The sequence below is a fragment of the Shewanella inventionis genome (assembly GCF_019931735.1).
GTDB lineage: Bacteria > Pseudomonadota > Gammaproteobacteria > Enterobacterales > Shewanellaceae > Shewanella > Shewanella inventionis.
In genome coordinates this window covers 3,998,595-4,014,875 of sequence record NZ_CP082926.1, presented here as the reverse complement: position 1 = coordinate 4,014,875, position 16,281 = coordinate 3,998,595, and the positions used below count along the sequence as shown (strand labels likewise).

The 16,281-nt window shown below is 44.1% G+C and carries 12 protein-coding genes; all 12 read left to right on the top strand.

The genetic code is table 11. The features are described from left to right. The first annotated feature begins 35 nt into the window (after positions 1-35). The 12 genes from hemH to K8B83_RS17835 all read left to right on the top strand — a co-directional run bounded on the left by hemH (position 36) and on the right by K8B83_RS17835 (position 16,166). Positions 36-1,049, top strand: a complete 1,014-nt coding sequence (hemH, locus tag K8B83_RS17890; RefSeq protein WP_188739333.1) for a ferrochelatase — start codon at positions 36-38, stop codon at positions 1,047-1,049. 457 nt (positions 1,050-1,506) lie between these two features. Then, positions 1,507-1,836 carry a stress response translation initiation inhibitor YciH gene (gene yciH, locus K8B83_RS17885; protein WP_188739378.1) on the top strand — a complete coding sequence of 110 codons (330 nt, stop codon included), beginning with the start codon at positions 1,507-1,509 and terminating at the stop codon, positions 1,834-1,836. Between the two features lie 28 nt (positions 1,837-1,864). Next, the gene (locus K8B83_RS17880) at positions 1,865-2,425 is read left to right on the top strand and encodes a YqgE/AlgH family protein (protein ID WP_188739334.1); all 561 of its coding nucleotides are present in this window, start codon (positions 1,865-1,867) and stop codon (positions 2,423-2,425) included. Positions 2,426-3,101: 676 nt separating this feature from the next. Further along, positions 3,102-3,521, top strand: a complete 420-nt coding sequence (gene ruvX, locus K8B83_RS17875; RefSeq protein ID WP_188739335.1) for a Holliday junction resolvase RuvX — start codon at positions 3,102-3,104, stop codon at positions 3,519-3,521. Positions 3,522-4,448: 927 nt separating this feature from the next. Next, positions 4,449-5,306 carry an HAD-IIB family hydrolase gene (locus tag K8B83_RS17870; protein ID WP_188739336.1) on the top strand — a complete coding sequence of 286 codons (858 nt, stop codon included), beginning with the start codon at positions 4,449-4,451 and terminating at the stop codon, positions 5,304-5,306. Position 5,307: 1 nt separating this feature from the next. Continuing rightward, the gene (locus K8B83_RS17865; protein WP_188739337.1) at positions 5,308-6,528 is read left to right on the top strand and encodes a glycosyltransferase family protein; all 1,221 of its coding nucleotides are present in this window, start codon (positions 5,308-5,310) and stop codon (positions 6,526-6,528) included. Positions 6,529-6,621: 93 nt separating this feature from the next. Next, positions 6,622-8,364: a sugar phosphorylase gene (locus K8B83_RS17860; RefSeq protein WP_188739338.1), complete on the top strand. Its 1,743-nt coding sequence runs from the start codon at positions 6,622-6,624 to the stop codon at positions 8,362-8,364. A gap of 744 nt (positions 8,365-9,108) precedes the next feature. Then, complete coding sequence (locus K8B83_RS17855; RefSeq protein ID WP_188739339.1) at positions 9,109-9,666, top strand: DUF4136 domain-containing protein; 558 nt, start codon at positions 9,109-9,111, stop codon at positions 9,664-9,666. A gap of 306 nt (positions 9,667-9,972) precedes the next feature. Beyond that, positions 9,973-10,482, top strand: a complete 510-nt coding sequence (gene rfaH / locus K8B83_RS17850; RefSeq protein WP_223418576.1) for a transcription/translation regulatory transformer protein RfaH — start codon at positions 9,973-9,975, stop codon at positions 10,480-10,482. Between the two features lie 1,282 nt (positions 10,483-11,764). Continuing rightward, positions 11,765-14,257, top strand: coding sequence for an SLBB domain-containing protein (locus K8B83_RS17845; protein WP_223418574.1), 2,493 nt, complete (start codon positions 11,765-11,767; stop codon positions 14,255-14,257). Positions 14,258-14,366: 109 nt separating this feature from the next. Next, positions 14,367-14,762 (top strand): four helix bundle protein, encoded by a 396-nt coding sequence (locus K8B83_RS17840; RefSeq protein WP_223418572.1) that lies wholly within the window; start codon positions 14,367-14,369, stop codon positions 14,760-14,762. Positions 14,763-15,179: 417 nt separating this feature from the next. Next, complete coding sequence (locus K8B83_RS17835) at positions 15,180-16,166, top strand: Wzz/FepE/Etk N-terminal domain-containing protein (protein WP_223418571.1); 987 nt, start codon at positions 15,180-15,182, stop codon at positions 16,164-16,166. Positions 16,167-16,281: the final 115 nt, after the last annotated feature.

Here is a 16,281-nt window from a genome sequence, read left to right as displayed (position 1 = left end):
CTGAGTTTACCTAGATAGATTACGGAGACTACATTTTGGCTAGATTTTCAGGGTTAGACAAAGACACTGGCCACAAAGCGCGTGGTAAAACAGGTGTTTTAATTATGAATCTTGGCACACCCGATGCGCCAACAGCCTCGGCAGTACGAACTTACCTAGCCGAGTTTTTATCAGATCCTCGAGTTGTTGAAATCCCCAAACTTGTTTGGATGTTAATCCTCCACGGCATTATTTTACGCATTCGTCCGGCTAAATCAGCAGCGCTATACAAACAAGTGTGGACAGATGCAGGCTCGCCTTTGCTTGATATTAGCGAGCGTCAGCAAGCCAAATTAGCTAGTCAATTGCAGGCCGAAGGGCATGATGTCAGTGTACATTTGGCAATGCGCTATGGCTCGCCGTCGGTGGCTACCACATTACAAAGCATGCACAAGCAAGGTATTGATAACCTAGTTGTATTACCCTTGTACCCACAATATGCGGCGCCCACAACCGGGTCAGCCTTTGATGCTCTAGCCAAAGAAATGATGCAATGGCGTTATTTACCCTCATTGCACTTTATTAATACTTATCATGACAACCCAGATTTTATCAATGCCATTGCCGCATCGATTCAAAAAGACTTTGACACCAATGGCAAACCGCAAAAGTTAGTCATGTCATATCACGGAATGCCAGAGCGTAACTTACACCTTGGCGATCCCTACTACTGTTTTTGCATGAAAACGACTCGCCTCGTCGTCGAAAAACTAGGGTTAAGCGAAGATGACTATGTCGCCACATTCCAATCTCGCTTTGGTAAAGCCAAATGGTTACAACCCTATACCGACGTAACAATAGGCAGCCTGCCTGAAAAAGGAGTCACCGATATCGCCGTTATTTGTCCAGCTTTTAGCGCCGATTGCCTAGAAACACTGGAAGAGATAAAAGGTGAAAACCGCCATGTATTTGAAGACGCTGGTGGCAAAAAATTCCGTTATATCGAATGCCTAAATGACAATGATGATCACATCAACATGATGGCCAACTTGGTTAAACCTTTCATTTAGGTGATAGGTGCTAGGGCGCTGCGCTGCTAGGTTCTAGGGCGTGACTTCGTCACTGCTAGGTTCTAGAGCGTGACTGCGTCACTGCTAGGGCGCTTCGCTGCTAGGTGCTAGGGCGTGACTTCGTCACTGCTAGGGCGCTGCGCTGCTAGATTCTAGAAGGACGAAGTCCGCTCTCTGGCGAGCCTGCGAGTTCCTAGAACCTAGAACCTAGAACCTAGAAGGACGAAGTCCGCTCTCAGGCGAGCTTGCGAGTTCCTAGACCCTAGCCCCTAGAACCTAGAAGGACGAAGTCCGCTCTCCGGCGAGCTTGCGAGTTCCTAGCCCCTAGCCCCTAGAACCTAGAAGGACGAAGTCCGCTCTCTGGCGAGCCTGCGAGTTCCTAGCCCCTAGAATCTAAACTCGCCTCCGCTTTTTTGATTTGATAAACTGCCCTAAACGCCAATCAATAAGAAATATGATGAGAATAGATCCTAATATCAGCCTAGTTTACAGCACCGACAAAGGTCGTATCGACGAGCCTAAAACACAAGCCGAAGTGCCTACCTGTGATGGTATTGTGCGTATTCATAAAGACACTAAAGGCAGAAAAGGCAAGGGCGTTAGTGTTATCAAAGGTCTAGGGTTAGACGAAAAGGCATTAAAAGAGTTAGCCCAAAAAATTAAGAAACAATGCGGCTGTGGTGGTACAGTGAAAGACTTCAACATTGAAGTGCAAACAGACAACCGTGAACTTGTTAAATCCATATTAGAGAAATTGAATTTCACCGTGAAATTAGCGGGTGGATAAACGCTAACAACACGACTTGGGAGATCATATGGATAGCTTAAAAGATCATTTTTTAATTGCCATGCCGTCGTTAGACGACACATTCTTTGAACGTTCAGTGATTTATATTTGTGAACACGATGACAAAGGTGCAATGGGCATAATGATTAACCGCCCTATAGGCGTTGATGTTGAAGGGCTGCTCGAGCAAATGGATCTCAATCCTTCACCAGAACTGATGTTCGCAATTAATGACGAGGTTTTAGTCGGCGGCCCAGTGTCACCAGATCGCGGCTTTGTATTACACACGCCCCAAAAAAATTGGATCAATAGCGTTACAATCAGTGACTATTCAATGCTCACCTCGTCTCGCGACATTTTAACCTCGATTGCAGCCGGTAATCCGCCCGAAAATTTTATTATCGCTTTAGGCTATGCTGGCTGGGGTAAAGATCAACTAGAACAAGAACTCGCAGACAATACCTGGTTAACCATTAAAGCCACCCCAGAATTACTGTTTAACGTAGATTATGAGCAAATCTGGCAAAGCGCGACCCAATCTTTAGGCTTCGACTTTTGGCAAATGTCGACTCAAGTTGGTCATGCTTAATGATAGTATCGCTGCGCAGCTAGGTTCTAGGTAGTAGGTTCTAGGGCGTGACTGCGTCACTTCGAGGGCGCTGCGCTGCTAGGTGCTAGGACGCTACACTGCTCGACTACGTCGTTCCGGTAGCGCTGTTAAAGCCGGAACCCAGATGTTGCTTTAAGGCTTAAAAGCAAAATCAAAAGAAACACCTGGATCCCTGATAAAAGATCTCAGGGATGACAACCGGAATGAATTTAAAACCTAGAAGGACGCTTCGCTGCTCGACTACGTCGTTCCGGTGACGCTGTTTAAGCCGGAACCCAGGTGTTAGCTTTTAGGCTTTAATGGTTAAAACAAAATCAAAAGAAACACCTGGATCCCTGATAAAAGATCTCAGGGATGACAACAAGGGTAGATTTAGAACCCTTGTAGGACGCTGTGCTGCTGGGGCGTGACTTCGTCACTTCGAGGGCGCTGCGCTTCTAGATTCTAGAAGGACGAAGTCCGCTCTCAGGCGAGCTTGCGAGTTCCTCGAACCTAGAACCTAGAACCTAGAACCTAGAACCTAGAAGGACGAAGTCCGCTCTCTGGCGAGCCTGCGAGTTCCTAGAACCTAGAACCTAGAACCTAGAAGGACGAAGTCCGCTCTCAGGCGAGCCTGCGAGCTCCTAGCCCCTAAAAACAAAACAAAGAGAAATACATGCAACCACAAACGGTATTAGGGTTTGACTATGGCACCAAAAGTATTGGTGTCGCAATCGGTCAGGCTATTACGGCCAGCGCAACGCCTCTGTTGTCACTTAAAGCTGTTGACGGTATTCCTAATTGGGACGATATCGAAAAACTGCTCAAAGAATGGCAACCCGATCTAGTCGTAGTGGGATTACCACTAAATATGGATGGCACAGAACAAGAAATGACCCAAAGAGCGCGCAAGTTTGCTAACCGAATAAATGGCCGCTTCGGTGTTAAAATTGCCACACAAGACGAACGCCTCACCACTGCAGACGCTAAAGCAAGATTATTTGAGTTAGGGGGCTTTAAAGCACTGACTAAAGGGCAGGTTGACGCGGTTTCTGCCGTGCTGATCATTGAAAGTTATTTTGAAAACCAATTTTAAAACTTACACAGCCACTTGAACCTTGTCACTTTTATCACGTCTGCTAAGGCCTTATTTACGTCGTCCCGGCAATGCTTTTGAGCCGGGATCCAGCTGTTATCTTTTAAGAGCAAACACCTGGTTCCGTCCCGGTAACGCTTATAAAGCCGGAATAACAGCACTCGAGGACGGCAAAGAAGTACACTCGTAGCATGCCACTTGCCACTTGCACTTACACTTACACTTGCCACTAGTCACTTTTATCACGTCTGCTAAGGCCTTATTTACGTCGTCCCGGCAATGTTTTTGAGCCGGGATCCAGCTGTTATCTTTTAAGAGCAAATACCTGGATCCGTCCCGGTAAGGCTTATAAAGCCGGGATAACAGCACTCGAGGACGGCAAAGAAGTACACTCGTAGCATGTCACTTGCACTTGTCACTTGTCACTTGTAACTCGTAACTTGCCACTTGCACTTACACAGCCACTTGAACCTTGTCACTTTTATCACGTCTGCTAAGGCCTTATTTACGTCGTCCCGGCAATGCTTTTGAGCCGGGATCCAGCTGTTATCTTTTAAGAGCAAACACCTGGAACCGTCCCGGTAACGCTTATAAAGCCGGGATAACAGCACTCGAGGACGGCAAAGAAGTACACTCGTAGCATGCCACTTGCCACTTGCTACCCTTAAATTGCACCAAAATGGTGCGATCTGCATAAAACCTTGCACGTATGTAACTCATCAGCGCACTAAAAAATTATTCTTCACGTTAAGTTTGCTCAAATAAAAAGCTATAAATTTCAATGCTTAATAAGTCGATTGAACCATTTTTGGGCAATGCATACTGCACTGGCACATTTTCTGAATCAGTTAATTACCAATAAAACAAAAGGTGGCAGCATTATTTTCACCCTTGTTTTATCCCGTATTAATATTAAAGGGACTCTATATGACCAGCAGACCATTGATTTTTACTGACATAGACGGAACATTACTCGACCACTTCGATTACAGTTTTAACCATGCCATTGAGGTCATCGAAGCGCTTAATGAGCGTCATATCCCTATTATTGCCAATACCAGCAAAACCTTTGCCGAAATGGAAAAACTACAACAAACCATTGGGATTAACTCTCCCTTTATTTCAGAAAATGGCGCCGTTATTTATATTCCAATAGGTTATTTCAATGAGCAGCCAGAAGGGACTTTTGAGCAAGGGTATTACTGGGTAAAAGAGTTTTGTCCGCCTCGCCAGCACTGGCTTGATTTATTAGCTCAACAAGCCGTTGAGTTTGAAGATGAATACATCGGCTTTTCATCCTTTAGCGTTGAAGAATTGTGTGAAGTTACCGATCTTGCGCCAGACAAAGCGCGCCTTGCTTTAGTTAGGCATTATTCAGAGCCTTTGTTATGGCAAGGCGATGAAGCGCGTAAACAAGAATTTATCGATTATATGACCTCATTAGGCGCCCACATGTTACAAGGCGGGCGTTTTTTGCACATAGGCGGTGAAAGCGACAAAGGCAAAGCCATGAACTGGCTGGCGCAAGTTTATGCCAAGCAATATCAAACCCCAGTCACCACCATTGCACTCGGTGACAGCGGCAACGACAGTGCAATGCTAGAAGCGGCCGATATCGCTATTCAAATTAAATCACCCACTCATGAGTTCCCAGTACTTAACAAAAAGCAAACCATAAAAAGCCAGGCATACGGTCCTAAAGGCTGGGCCGAATGCATCACCGCAACATTACTCACGTCAACACTGGCCACACCAGCAAAACCAATGACTGTAGGAGGCGTATAACATGGCTGATTTTTATCAAAACGGCACCATCACCACAATGCACAACTTAACTCGTCGTACCCACGACGAACTAGAGCAAGACTTAATTAAGTTTGCAAAAACTCGCCCATTAGGGCTCATTCTACCGTCGCTGTATTCAGAGTTAGAAGGCGATGCATTAAAAGGCATAGTTGCTAACCTTAAAGACGTGCCGTACCTGTCTGAAATTGTTATCGGCCTTGACCGAGCAGACGAAGCACAATACAAGCATGCATTGAGTTTTTTTGGCGAATTACCCCAACATCACCGTATTTTATGGAACGACGGCCCACGCTTAAAAGCACTAGATGCAAAATTACAAAAGCTAGGGCTAGCACCAACCGAGCTAGGGAAAGGGCGAAATGTGTGGTACTGCATGGGTTACATTTTAGCCTCGGGCAAATCAGAGTCGGTTGCCTTGCACGACTGCGATATCGTCACTTATGAAAAATCATTACTGGCAAGATTGCTTTACCCGGTCGCTAATCCGCAATTTAACTACGCATTTAGTAAAGGTTACTACGCCAGATTATCCGACGGTAAAATTAACGGCCGAGTGTCACGTTTATTAGTCACCCCGCTGATTAAAGCGCTAAAAAAAGTGGTGGGATATAACGAATACCTCGAATACATGGACAGCTTTCGTTATCCATTAGCTGGAGAGTTTTCGTTTAGGCGCGATGTGCTTACCGATCTTCGCATTCCAAGTGATTGGGGTTTAGAAATTGGCGTACTGTCAGAAATGCAGCGTAACTATGCCCACAATCGCATTTGTCAGGTGGATATTGCCGACAATTACGACCACAAGCATCAAGATTTATCGCTCGACAACGAAGAAGCCGGTTTATCTAAAATGTCGATTGATATTACCAAGGCATTTTTCCGTAAATTAGCCACCCAAGGCGAAACCTTCAGCACAGAATCATTTCGTACCTTAAAAGCAACCTATTACCGAGTTGCCCTCGATTATGTTGAAACTTACCATAATGATGCTTTAATGAATGGACTCACAACCGACATTCACCTAGAAGAAAAAGCCGTAGAAATGTTTGCTCAAAATATCGTTACCGCAGGGCAGCGCTTTTTAGACAACCCCATGGAAACGCCATTTATGCCAACATGGAGCCGAGTGGTAAGCGCCATGCCTGATGTGTTAGAGCAACTTAAAGCCGCTGTTGAGGCAGACAACGCAGAGTTTAGCTAATACCAATCAGCACAAAAATGCCGATCATTCTTATTGGTTAACAACGCAATATCTGATCACTTATTTCTCCTGATGGTATAAGGACACCTATTTATGTCATTAATGGATGGTTTACAACAAAAGCTGCAACAACAACTTGAGTGTATTTATAAAGACATTGCTCTCGACACACCCATAAATACATTAGCTGAACGGCTCATCGAAATCATGAGAATCACCGAGTTTAGCCAAGTACCAGAGCCATTTGCTAACCACTGGTCAGAAAAAGACACCATAATGATCACCTATGGCGACAGTGTTGTGCAGCAAGGTGAGCGCCCACTCACAACCTTGTCACAGTTTATCGACAGTTATGTGGGCTGCATAAACGGTGCGCATATTTTGCCTTTTTTCCCTTACAGTTCAGACGACGGTTTTGCCGTAATAGACTACTCAACCGTTAACGAGAGTCTAGGCGACTGGGCCGACATCAGTGCCATAGCCAGTAAACGCCGTTTAATGTCAGATTTAGTGATAAATCACTGCTCAAGCCGCAGTTTATGGTTTGAAAATTTTTGCAAAGGTGAAGGGCCAGGCCATGATTATTTTTTTACGGCAAACTTAACAGATGATTTAACTGAAGTCGTACGGCCCCGAACCTCAGCATTATTAAGACCCACAGAAACCCCCAGTGGCACTCAATATGTGTGGTCTACCTTCAGTCATGATCAGGTTGATTTCGATTTTAGAAACCCCAACGTCCTTATCGAGTTTGTCAGTATTATTCGACAATATTTAGATGCAGGAGTGAGTATTTTTAGGCTCGATGCCGTTGCATTTTTATGGAAAATTGTAGGCACAAAATCCATTAATTTACCGCAAACCCACGAGGTCATCCGCTTACTGCGCACCTTAATTGAACACGCGCAAAACGACGCCATGATCATCACCGAAACTAATATCCCCAACACACAAAATTTAACATATTTTGGTAACGCCAACGAAGCCCACTGCATATATAACTTTTCACTGCCGCCATTGCTCATTAATACCCTAATAACCGGCAGCTGCTTATACTTAAAACGTTGGTTAATGAGCATGCCGCCAGCGCAAGATGGCACCACCTATTTTAACTTTATCGCCTCCCACGACGGCATAGGCTTACGCCCAGCTGAAGGGTTATTAGACGATGATGAAATACAAACACTCGTCGATACCATGAAGCAATTTGGCGGCCAAATATCCGCCCGCACCACCGAAACCGGTGAGCAAAAGCCCTACGAAATGAACATCGCCTTATACGATGCTCTGCAAGGTACCACCAAAGGCAAAGACTTATGGGGCATGCAAAGATACCTGTGCGCACATACCATTATGTTGGCACTCGAAGGGATCCCAGGAATATACATCCACAGCTTATTAGGCACTCGTAACGACTACGAAAAACTGGCTAATACCTCACATAACAGAGCCATCAATCGTCATCGCTGGGATTTAGACAGTTTAAAACAACAGCTAAGCGACGCCCAAAGTACCCACAGCCAGGTGTTATCAGCCATGACAAGGCTCATCAATATACGCACTCAACAAATAGCATTTCATCCAAATGCCACCCAATTTACCCTACATCTAGGGCTGCAACTGTTTGGCTTTTGGCGTCAAAGCCGTAATCGAAAACAAAGTATTTTTTGTATCAGTAACGTGTCAGATCAAGTCACCGATCTACCCATCAATGAGCTTAACCTAGTCATATCAGAATACTGGGTCGATTTGCTCACCGGCAACCAAATAGAAGACATCACCCAAACCATACAACTCCAGCCATACCAAACAGTGTGGATCAGTAATAAAGCCTAGTCGATGCGAGGTTCTAGGAACTAGGGCGTGACTTCGTCACTACGAGGGCGCTGCGCTGCTAGGTTCTAGGGCGTGACTTCGTCACTGCTAGGGCGCTTCGCTGCTAGGTTCTAGGGCGTGACTTCGTCACTGCTAGGGCGCTTCGCTGCTAGGTGCTAGACTCTCTAGCGAGCCTGCGAGTTCCTAGTACATAAACCCGTAAGCACAGCGTTCTGTAATCCGTAAGCCGTCAACGGTTTTAAGACTTACAAAAACACCTGGATCCCTGATAAAAGATCTCAGGGATGACAACAAGGGTAGATTTAGAACCTAGAAGGGCTCTGCGCTGCTCGACTACGTCGTTCCGGTAACGCTGTTAAAGCCGGAACCCAGGTGTTGCTTTAAGGCTTAAAAGCAAAATCAAAAGAAACACCTGGATCCCTGATAAAAGATCTCAGGGATGACAACCGGGTAGATTTAGACCCTAGGCCCTAGAAGCTAGAACCTAGAACCTAGAACCTAGAACCTAGAACCTAGAACCTAGAACCTAGAACCTAGAACCTAGAACCTAGAACCTAGAACCTAGAACCTAGAACCTAGAACCTAGAACCTAGAACCTAGAACCTAGAACCTAGAACCTAGAACCTAGAACCTAGAACTAGAACCTAGTACCTAGCCCTTCCATTCATAAATTCTAGTTAACTTGACAACCTCATTGCGCTCTATAAGCTTATGGCTATTAACGTATTGTTTTTGGAGTCTGTCATGAAAAAATTGTTTATCGCCGCCGCGGTGTTAGCATTAAGCGCTTGTAGTACCTTAAAATCGAGTTCAGACTTCGACCCATCGGTATCATTTGAGCAATACAAATCTTACGCCTGGGTAGAAAAAAAGAATGACGAAGTTGGCTACCATCTTGACGGCCTCATGGACCAACGCGTTCGCACCGCAATAGAAAACCAATTAAGCCAGAAGGGCATTAGCAAAACAGATAAACAAAATGCTGATTTGCTCGTAAATTACATTACAAAAGTCGATAAAAAAATCAATGTTGATACATTCAACAGCCACTTTGGTTACAACCCATACTATGGACCTCGCTGGGGGCTAGCAGGCTCAATGCAAACAGAAACCATAGTGCGTGAATACGAAGTTGGCACTTTAATGGTTGATTTAGTTGATAACAAAACAGGTAAGTTAGTATGGCGTGGTACCATTGCCGACACGGTAAGAGAACAAAGCACGCCAGAAGAACGCATCGCAACCATTAACCAGGCCATTGGTAGTGTAATGATGAATTACCCACCTAAATCGGGTCAATAACAGCGCAGTACCTACATAACTAAAACCTCGGTAATCTATCGAGGTTTTTTTATATCTAACAATTATAAACCGTCACCAAGCCTATAAAGGCAGCATGATTTTTTCTGCCCCTATAAATCAATGTGTTAGCCATATTGAAAAACGGTTCTTTTAATCAGCGAAGCATTAATGTCTTAAACTGGTGTATTTCTAGGCATTTGAAGGCAAAACGCATTCAAAAGAATGATCAAGTTTGCTATTATCTCGAGTCGTGAATGGGACGTCACTTACTCAGACAATTGAGTAAATTTAAACAAGCGAGTAACAATGAAATCTTGGTATCTACTTTATTGCAAACCACGTGAAGAACAGCGTGCCCAGCAAAACTTGGCTTTACAGCAAGTCGAAAGCTATTTACCTATGATAACCCAGCAAAAAACTATCCGTAACAAAAAGCAAATGGTTACGGTACCGCTATTTCCAAGCTACCTTTTTATCTACTTCGACCCAGAAATAACAAGCGTGAGCAAAATCCACAATACCCGTGGCGCTAACCGCATTGTTGGTTGTCGAGAAGATATGACGCCCATAGACGACAGAATTATTTCGGCGCTTAAACGTCGAGTGAGTGGCCACGTACCCGAAGTCGAAAAACCGCTAACAAAAGGCGATAAAGTCAAGTTTGTCGACGGCCCATTTAAAGATCTCGAAGCCATTTTCGATGAGAACAATCCAGACAAACGTTGCCACGTGTTGTTTACCATAATGGGGCAGCAAAAAAGAGTTTTAGTAGAACTGACAAACCTTAAACCGATAGATAAAACAAATGAAAACTAGTCAGTTCAGTAAGGGACTAGGAGCTCGCAGGCTCGCCTGAGGGTTTAGGTTCTAGGAACTCGCAAGCTCGCCTGAGAGCGGACTTCGTCCTTCTAGAATCTAGGACCTAGGACCTAGGACCTAGAACCTAGAACCTGTAAGCGCAGCGTTCCGTTATCCGTAAACGCTTTACGCTTTTATAGTTTCTAGCAGCGAAGCGCCCTAGCAATCTAGACTCTAATCTTAAAAACCTAGAACCTAGCCGAATGACAGACGAATTATAAGATTTTAGCTCGATGATTTGTAAGACATTGTCCATTAAGCTATCTAGGTTTAGTTTGATATTTAAGCAAAATGAGTCAGAAGTTGCTCTGAATGTAATCATTTTGTGTGTTTTAAACGATTCTGAAACATTTTTAATAAATGCCTCGGAGATAACTCAAGCATATTGATGTATTTTTGGGTATAATTGCGCGCCGCTTTGAGCCTCTAAAGCGCCAAAGTGATTAAATGTAATCGTAAAAAATTGAATTTTCGCACTGCGAAGGGCAAGTTGGAAGCCGCAATCCATGGGCGGTAGCGTGCCTGAAAATAATTGTCAGGAACAATTATTAACAGCTTCAGCTGGCCCGAAGGGGAAATACAGGACGTATTTTTAAAGGCAAAAGACAGAATAGTTTCTGTCTTTTAGTGTACGCCGAAGGGCGTCTCGCCCGCCACGCGATAAACTTGTCTGGAACAAGTTTAAACAGCTTTAGCTGGCTCGAAGAGTGGAATACATGGACGTATGTAATAATCGGTAGCGTGTCCGAATAGGACGCTTCGCTGCTAGGTACTAGGGCGTGACTTCGTCACTGCTAGGGCGCTACGCTGCTAGGTACGAGGACGCTACACTGCTCGACTACGTCGTTCCGGTAGCGCTGTTAAAGCCGGAACCCAGGTGTTGCTTTAAGGCTTAAAAGCAAAATCCAAAGAAACACCTGGATCCCTGATAAAAGATCTCAGGGATGACAACCGGGTAGTAACCTAGAACCTAGAAGGACGAAGTCCGCTCCCAGGCGAGCCTGCGAGTTCCTAGAACCTAGAACCTAGAACCTAGAACCTAGAACCTAGAACCTAGAACCTAGAACCTAGAACCTAGAACCTAGAACCTAGAACCTAGAACCTAGAACCTAGAACCTAGAACCTAGAACCTAGAACTAGAACCTAGAACCTAGAACCTAGAACCTAGAACCTCTAGCGAGCTTGCGAGTTCCTAGTTCCTACTCTCAAAACCTTTTTTAAATAATATTGGAGATACCTGGTGTTGCATAAAACCAAAAACGTGTTAATTGCTGGCTTATCAGCCCTTATTATTTTCAGTACGCAAGTGCAGGCGGTGACACCGTCGCCACAGATGATTGAGCAATTCAAACAACTGCCTAAATCAGAACAAGAGCGGATCGCCAAGCAATACGGTATCGACCCATCAATGTTGTCGACTTCAGCAACTGCAACCAAAATTGAAAACCCGCAAGTTGTAGAGCCTAGAGTTGATGCAATTGAAGAAGAAAAAAACAATCAAAAAGAGATAGAAGACCAAACAAATTTACAAAAAACAAAAACAACATTAAGTGTTGAAGAAAGAGAAACTGAGCAAAAATTAGAACTAAAACCATTTGGTTACGACTTGTTTGCAGGTTCTCCAACGACCTTCGCACCAGTATCAGACGTACCCGTTCCAGCTGAATACATGGTAGGCCCTGGAGACACTATTAATGTTCAACTCTACGGCAAAGAAAATAACAATTACCAACTAGTTGTAGGACGTGATGGAGCTGTCCAGTTTCCAGATTTAGGTCCAATATCGTTAGTTGGCCTTTCTTTTGCAGAGGCAAGAAACTTACTACAAGATAAAATTGCCCAAAGCATGATAGGTATTAATGCTAACATCACCATGGGTGAGCTGCGTTCAATTCGCATTTTTGTCGCTGGTGATGCATACAAGCCAGGGTCATATACGGTTTCAAGCTTATCAACTATCACTCAGGCGTTATTCGTGTCTGGCGGTGTAAATCAAATTGGCTCTCTTCGTAACATTCAACTTAAACGCTCAGGCAAAACAGTAGGCACATTAGACTTATACGACTTACTCATGCGCGGCGATGCATCAGGCGACAAACGCTTACAATCTGGCGATGTTGTGTTTATTCCATCAACTGGCGGTACCGTAAGCGTAATGGGCGAAGTGCGTCGCCCAGCAATATACGAGCTTAAAAATAACGAAACCATGGCAGATGTAATCAAAATGGCCAGTGGTTTAAATCCAGGTGCTTACCCTAAATCAAGTGTTGTAGAGCGTTACAGCGACAAATCAGTTAAAACCGTTATCAACGTTGATTTAACTGCAAATAGTGGCTTGTCTACACCAGTTAAAAATGGCGACGTGCTAAATGTAAAATCAGCATCAAATAGAATTGATAATGCAGTAACACTCGCAGGCGCGGTAATTAGACCAGGTAAATACCAATGGAAAAACGCGCTTAAAGTTGCCGATTTACTGCCTTCAATCTGGGGCAATTTAACCATCACCGCAGATTTAGACTACTCATTACTCGTGCGCGAAATCAATCAGCGTGGCGACATAGAAGTGCACCGCGTGGCGTTGGGTAAAGCCATTACCGATCCATTTTCTCTGCACAATGTAGTATTACAACCTCGCGATACACTGTTGGTGTTCGACTACGAAGATAGAGAAAAACTACTCGAGCCAATCATCACGCAGTTAAAAAACCAAAGCCGTTTTGGTGATGCAGCCAAACTTGTTAGCATTAATGGCAATGTGCGCTTTCCTGGTCAATATCCTCTAACCGTTAATGCAGATGTTAAAGAGTTAATTATAGCTGCCGGCGGCCTAGAAGAGGGCGCTTATACCATGGCTGCAGAGCTTACACGCCAGGTAGTATCGCAAACAGACGGCGTAACAATACAGCATCAACAACTTAGCTTAAACGATGTAATGAACAACCCTTCATCAATTGTTGCACTGCAAAGCCGAGACATCTTAACAGTAAGAACCTTACCAGACTGGCAAGAAACCCGTTGGGTAACAGTTAAAGGTGAAGTTAAATTCCCTGGCACTTACTCAATTCAACGTGGTGAAACCTTAAAAGGGGTTATTGCACGTGCTGGTGGCTATACCAATGACGCAGCTTTAAAAAGTGCCGTATTTTTACGTAAATCAGTTAAAGAAAAAGAGCAACTTGAATTAACCAAGCTTTCAGATGAGCTACGCCGCGAAATTGCAGCAAAAGCATTAACCAAAGACACACCAACAGTGGGTTATGCCGACGCACAATTGATGTTAAAAGAGCTCGAAAATGTTGAAGTGGCTGGCCGCTTAGTAGTGGACTTAACCGCCTTAGAGCTTGGTATAGACGAAGCAAACCTTGATCTAGAAGACGCCGATGCGCTTTATATACCAGCAAAAAATCAAACTGTGTCTATTATGGGGCAAGTACAACATCCAAGCACACATCGATACAAAGAAGGTATCACGTATGACCAATATTTAACCATGGCTGGCGGCCTTCGTAAGCGAGCCGATGACGAACGTGTGTATATCATTAAAGCAGATGGCTCGGTAACAATGCCTAGCGAGTCAACTTGGTTTACTAGCAGCACCCAAATGGAACCAGGCGACACCATAATCGTACCGCTAGATACCGAATACAAAGACAGCCTAACCTTATGGCAGCAAGTCACCACCATCATCTACAACAGTGCCATCGCAGTCGCAGCAGTAGCAACGTTGTAAGAAGGTTCTAGGAGCTCGCAGGCTCGCCAGAGAGTGGACTTCGTCCTTCTAGGTTCTAGGTACTAGGCTTCAGAGCGAGAATAAAACATGCTGAACCAAGGATGGATATATGAAAGAATTTAGCTTTCAAAAATTAGAAGTATGGAAACGTTCAAGCAGATTGGCATGTGATGTTTATTCTGAATTAAAAAATTGTCATGATTATGGTTTAAAAGACCAAATAACTCGCGCTGCAGTTTCGATTCCCTCTAACATTGCAGAGGGCGAAGAGCGAGAGTCCCATGCTGAATCAGCAAGGTTTTTATACTTTGCAAAAGGGTCATCCGGCGAACTAGCAACACAAATTTTCATAGCTATTGAAATAGGTGTGATGGAAAAGCAGAACGGCTTAAAGCTTGTTCAGGAAGCTAGAGAGGTTTCAGCAATGCTTGGCGCGTTAATCAAAATAAGAAAAGGTTGTGTGAAAGAAGATGGTGTAAATTACCATGCAGAACCTAGAACCTAGAACCTAGAACCTAGAACCTAGAACCTAGAACCTAGAACCTAGAACCTAGAACCTAGAACCTAGAACCTAGAACCTAGAACCTAGAACCTAGAACCTAGAACCTAGAACCTAGAACCTAGAACCTAGAACCTAGAACCTAGAACCTAGAACCTAGAACCTAGAACCTAGAACCTAGAACCTAGAACCTAGAACCTAGAACCTAGAACCTAGAACCTAGAACCTAGAACCTAGAACCTAGAACCTAGAACCTAGAACCTAGAACCTAGAACCTAGAACCTAGAACCTAGAGCCTAGTACCTAGAGCCTAGTACCTAGTACCTAGAGCCTAGTACCTAGAGCCTAGTACCTAGTACCTTCTTTAAATATCTTTAAGCTTTCCTAGGACCTAGCTCCTAGGACCTAGAACCTGAAGAACCAATGAATAACCAAAATAATCAATTAAACCCAGATGCACTATTTCAACCCTACACCACCCAACCAATGGGAAGCGTGGCGGACGACGAAATCGACCTTCGCGAATTGTTTTCTGTCATCTGGCAAGGCAAATGGCTAATCATTGCCATTACCTTTGTGTTTGCAGTGGCATCAGTTGCTTTTGCAATTAGTCAACCCAATATATACAAGTCAGAAGCCCTATTATCGCCTGCAGATTCAGAACAAGCAAATGGTGGCTTAGCTGCCCTTGCTGGTCAATTTGGTGGTCTTGCATCTATGGCGGGTATCAATTTAGGCAGCGGTGGCGGAGTAGATAAAACTCAAATGGCCATCGAGGTGATGAAGTCACGTCAATTCGCCAGTGAGTTCATTCAAAAGCACAATATATTGGTTGACTTAATGGCTGCCGAAAAATGGAATATGGCAGACAATACCTTGTCTTACGATGTTGAAGTATACGACTTATCGCAAAATAAATGGGTGCGCGAAGTTAAACCACCTTTTAAGCCAGAACCGTCAATGCAAGAGGCATTCAAAATATTCAGTAAAATTATTGCAGTCAATGCTGCAAAAGACACTGGTATGGTAACCGTATCTGTTGAGCATTTATCTCCGTATGTTGCCCAGCAATGGGTTAATTGGTTAGTGCAAGACATCAACACAGTAATGAAAGAACGTGATGTTGCAGAGGCCATTAAAAGCACCGAGTTTCTAGAATCAAAAATTCAACAAACCAACGTTGCCGATATCCGTTCGATTTTATACAAACTAGTCGAAGAGCAAGCTAAAACAATTATGTTTGCCGAAGTACGCGACGAATATGTATTTAAAACCATAGACCCAGCACTAATACCAGAAGAAAAAGCTAAACCTAAGCGAGCATTAATATGCGTATTAGGCACCATGCTAGGTGGCATTTTAGGTATCATGTTCGTATTAATTCGATATTTTGTTAAAAAACAAGATTAATATTATGCAGAATCTAGAAGGACGAAGTCCGCTCTCAGGCGAGTTTGCGGGTTCCTGGACTCTCTATCCTTAAACGAAGCGTTCCGTTATCGATTTACCGTTATCCGTAAACTCT

What these genes read in the sequence shown, in the direction of transcription:
- yciH (WP_188739378.1), top strand. Translation starts at nt 1,507, where the DNA reads ATGAGAATAGATCCTAATATCAGCCTAGTTTACAGCACCGACAAAGGT.
- rfaH (WP_223418576.1), top strand. Translation starts at nt 9,973, where the DNA reads ATGAAATCTTGGTATCTACTTTATTGCAAACCACGTGAAGAACAGCGT.
- K8B83_RS17860 (WP_188739338.1), top strand. Translation starts at nt 6,622, where the DNA reads ATGTCATTAATGGATGGTTTACAACAAAAGCTGCAACAACAACTTGAG.
- K8B83_RS17840 (WP_223418572.1), top strand. Translation starts at nt 14,367, where the DNA reads ATGAAAGAATTTAGCTTTCAAAAATTAGAAGTATGGAAACGTTCAAGC.
- K8B83_RS17870 (WP_188739336.1), top strand. Translation starts at nt 4,449, where the DNA reads ATGACCAGCAGACCATTGATTTTTACTGACATAGACGGAACATTACTC.
- K8B83_RS17880 (WP_188739334.1), top strand. Translation starts at nt 1,865, where the DNA reads ATGGATAGCTTAAAAGATCATTTTTTAATTGCCATGCCGTCGTTAGAC.
- K8B83_RS17855 (WP_188739339.1), top strand. Translation starts at nt 9,109, where the DNA reads ATGAAAAAATTGTTTATCGCCGCCGCGGTGTTAGCATTAAGCGCTTGT.
- K8B83_RS17865 (WP_188739337.1), top strand. Translation starts at nt 5,308, where the DNA reads ATGGCTGATTTTTATCAAAACGGCACCATCACCACAATGCACAACTTA.
- K8B83_RS17835 (WP_223418571.1), top strand. Translation starts at nt 15,180, where the DNA reads ATGAATAACCAAAATAATCAATTAAACCCAGATGCACTATTTCAACCC.
- ruvX (WP_188739335.1), top strand. Translation starts at nt 3,102, where the DNA reads ATGCAACCACAAACGGTATTAGGGTTTGACTATGGCACCAAAAGTATT.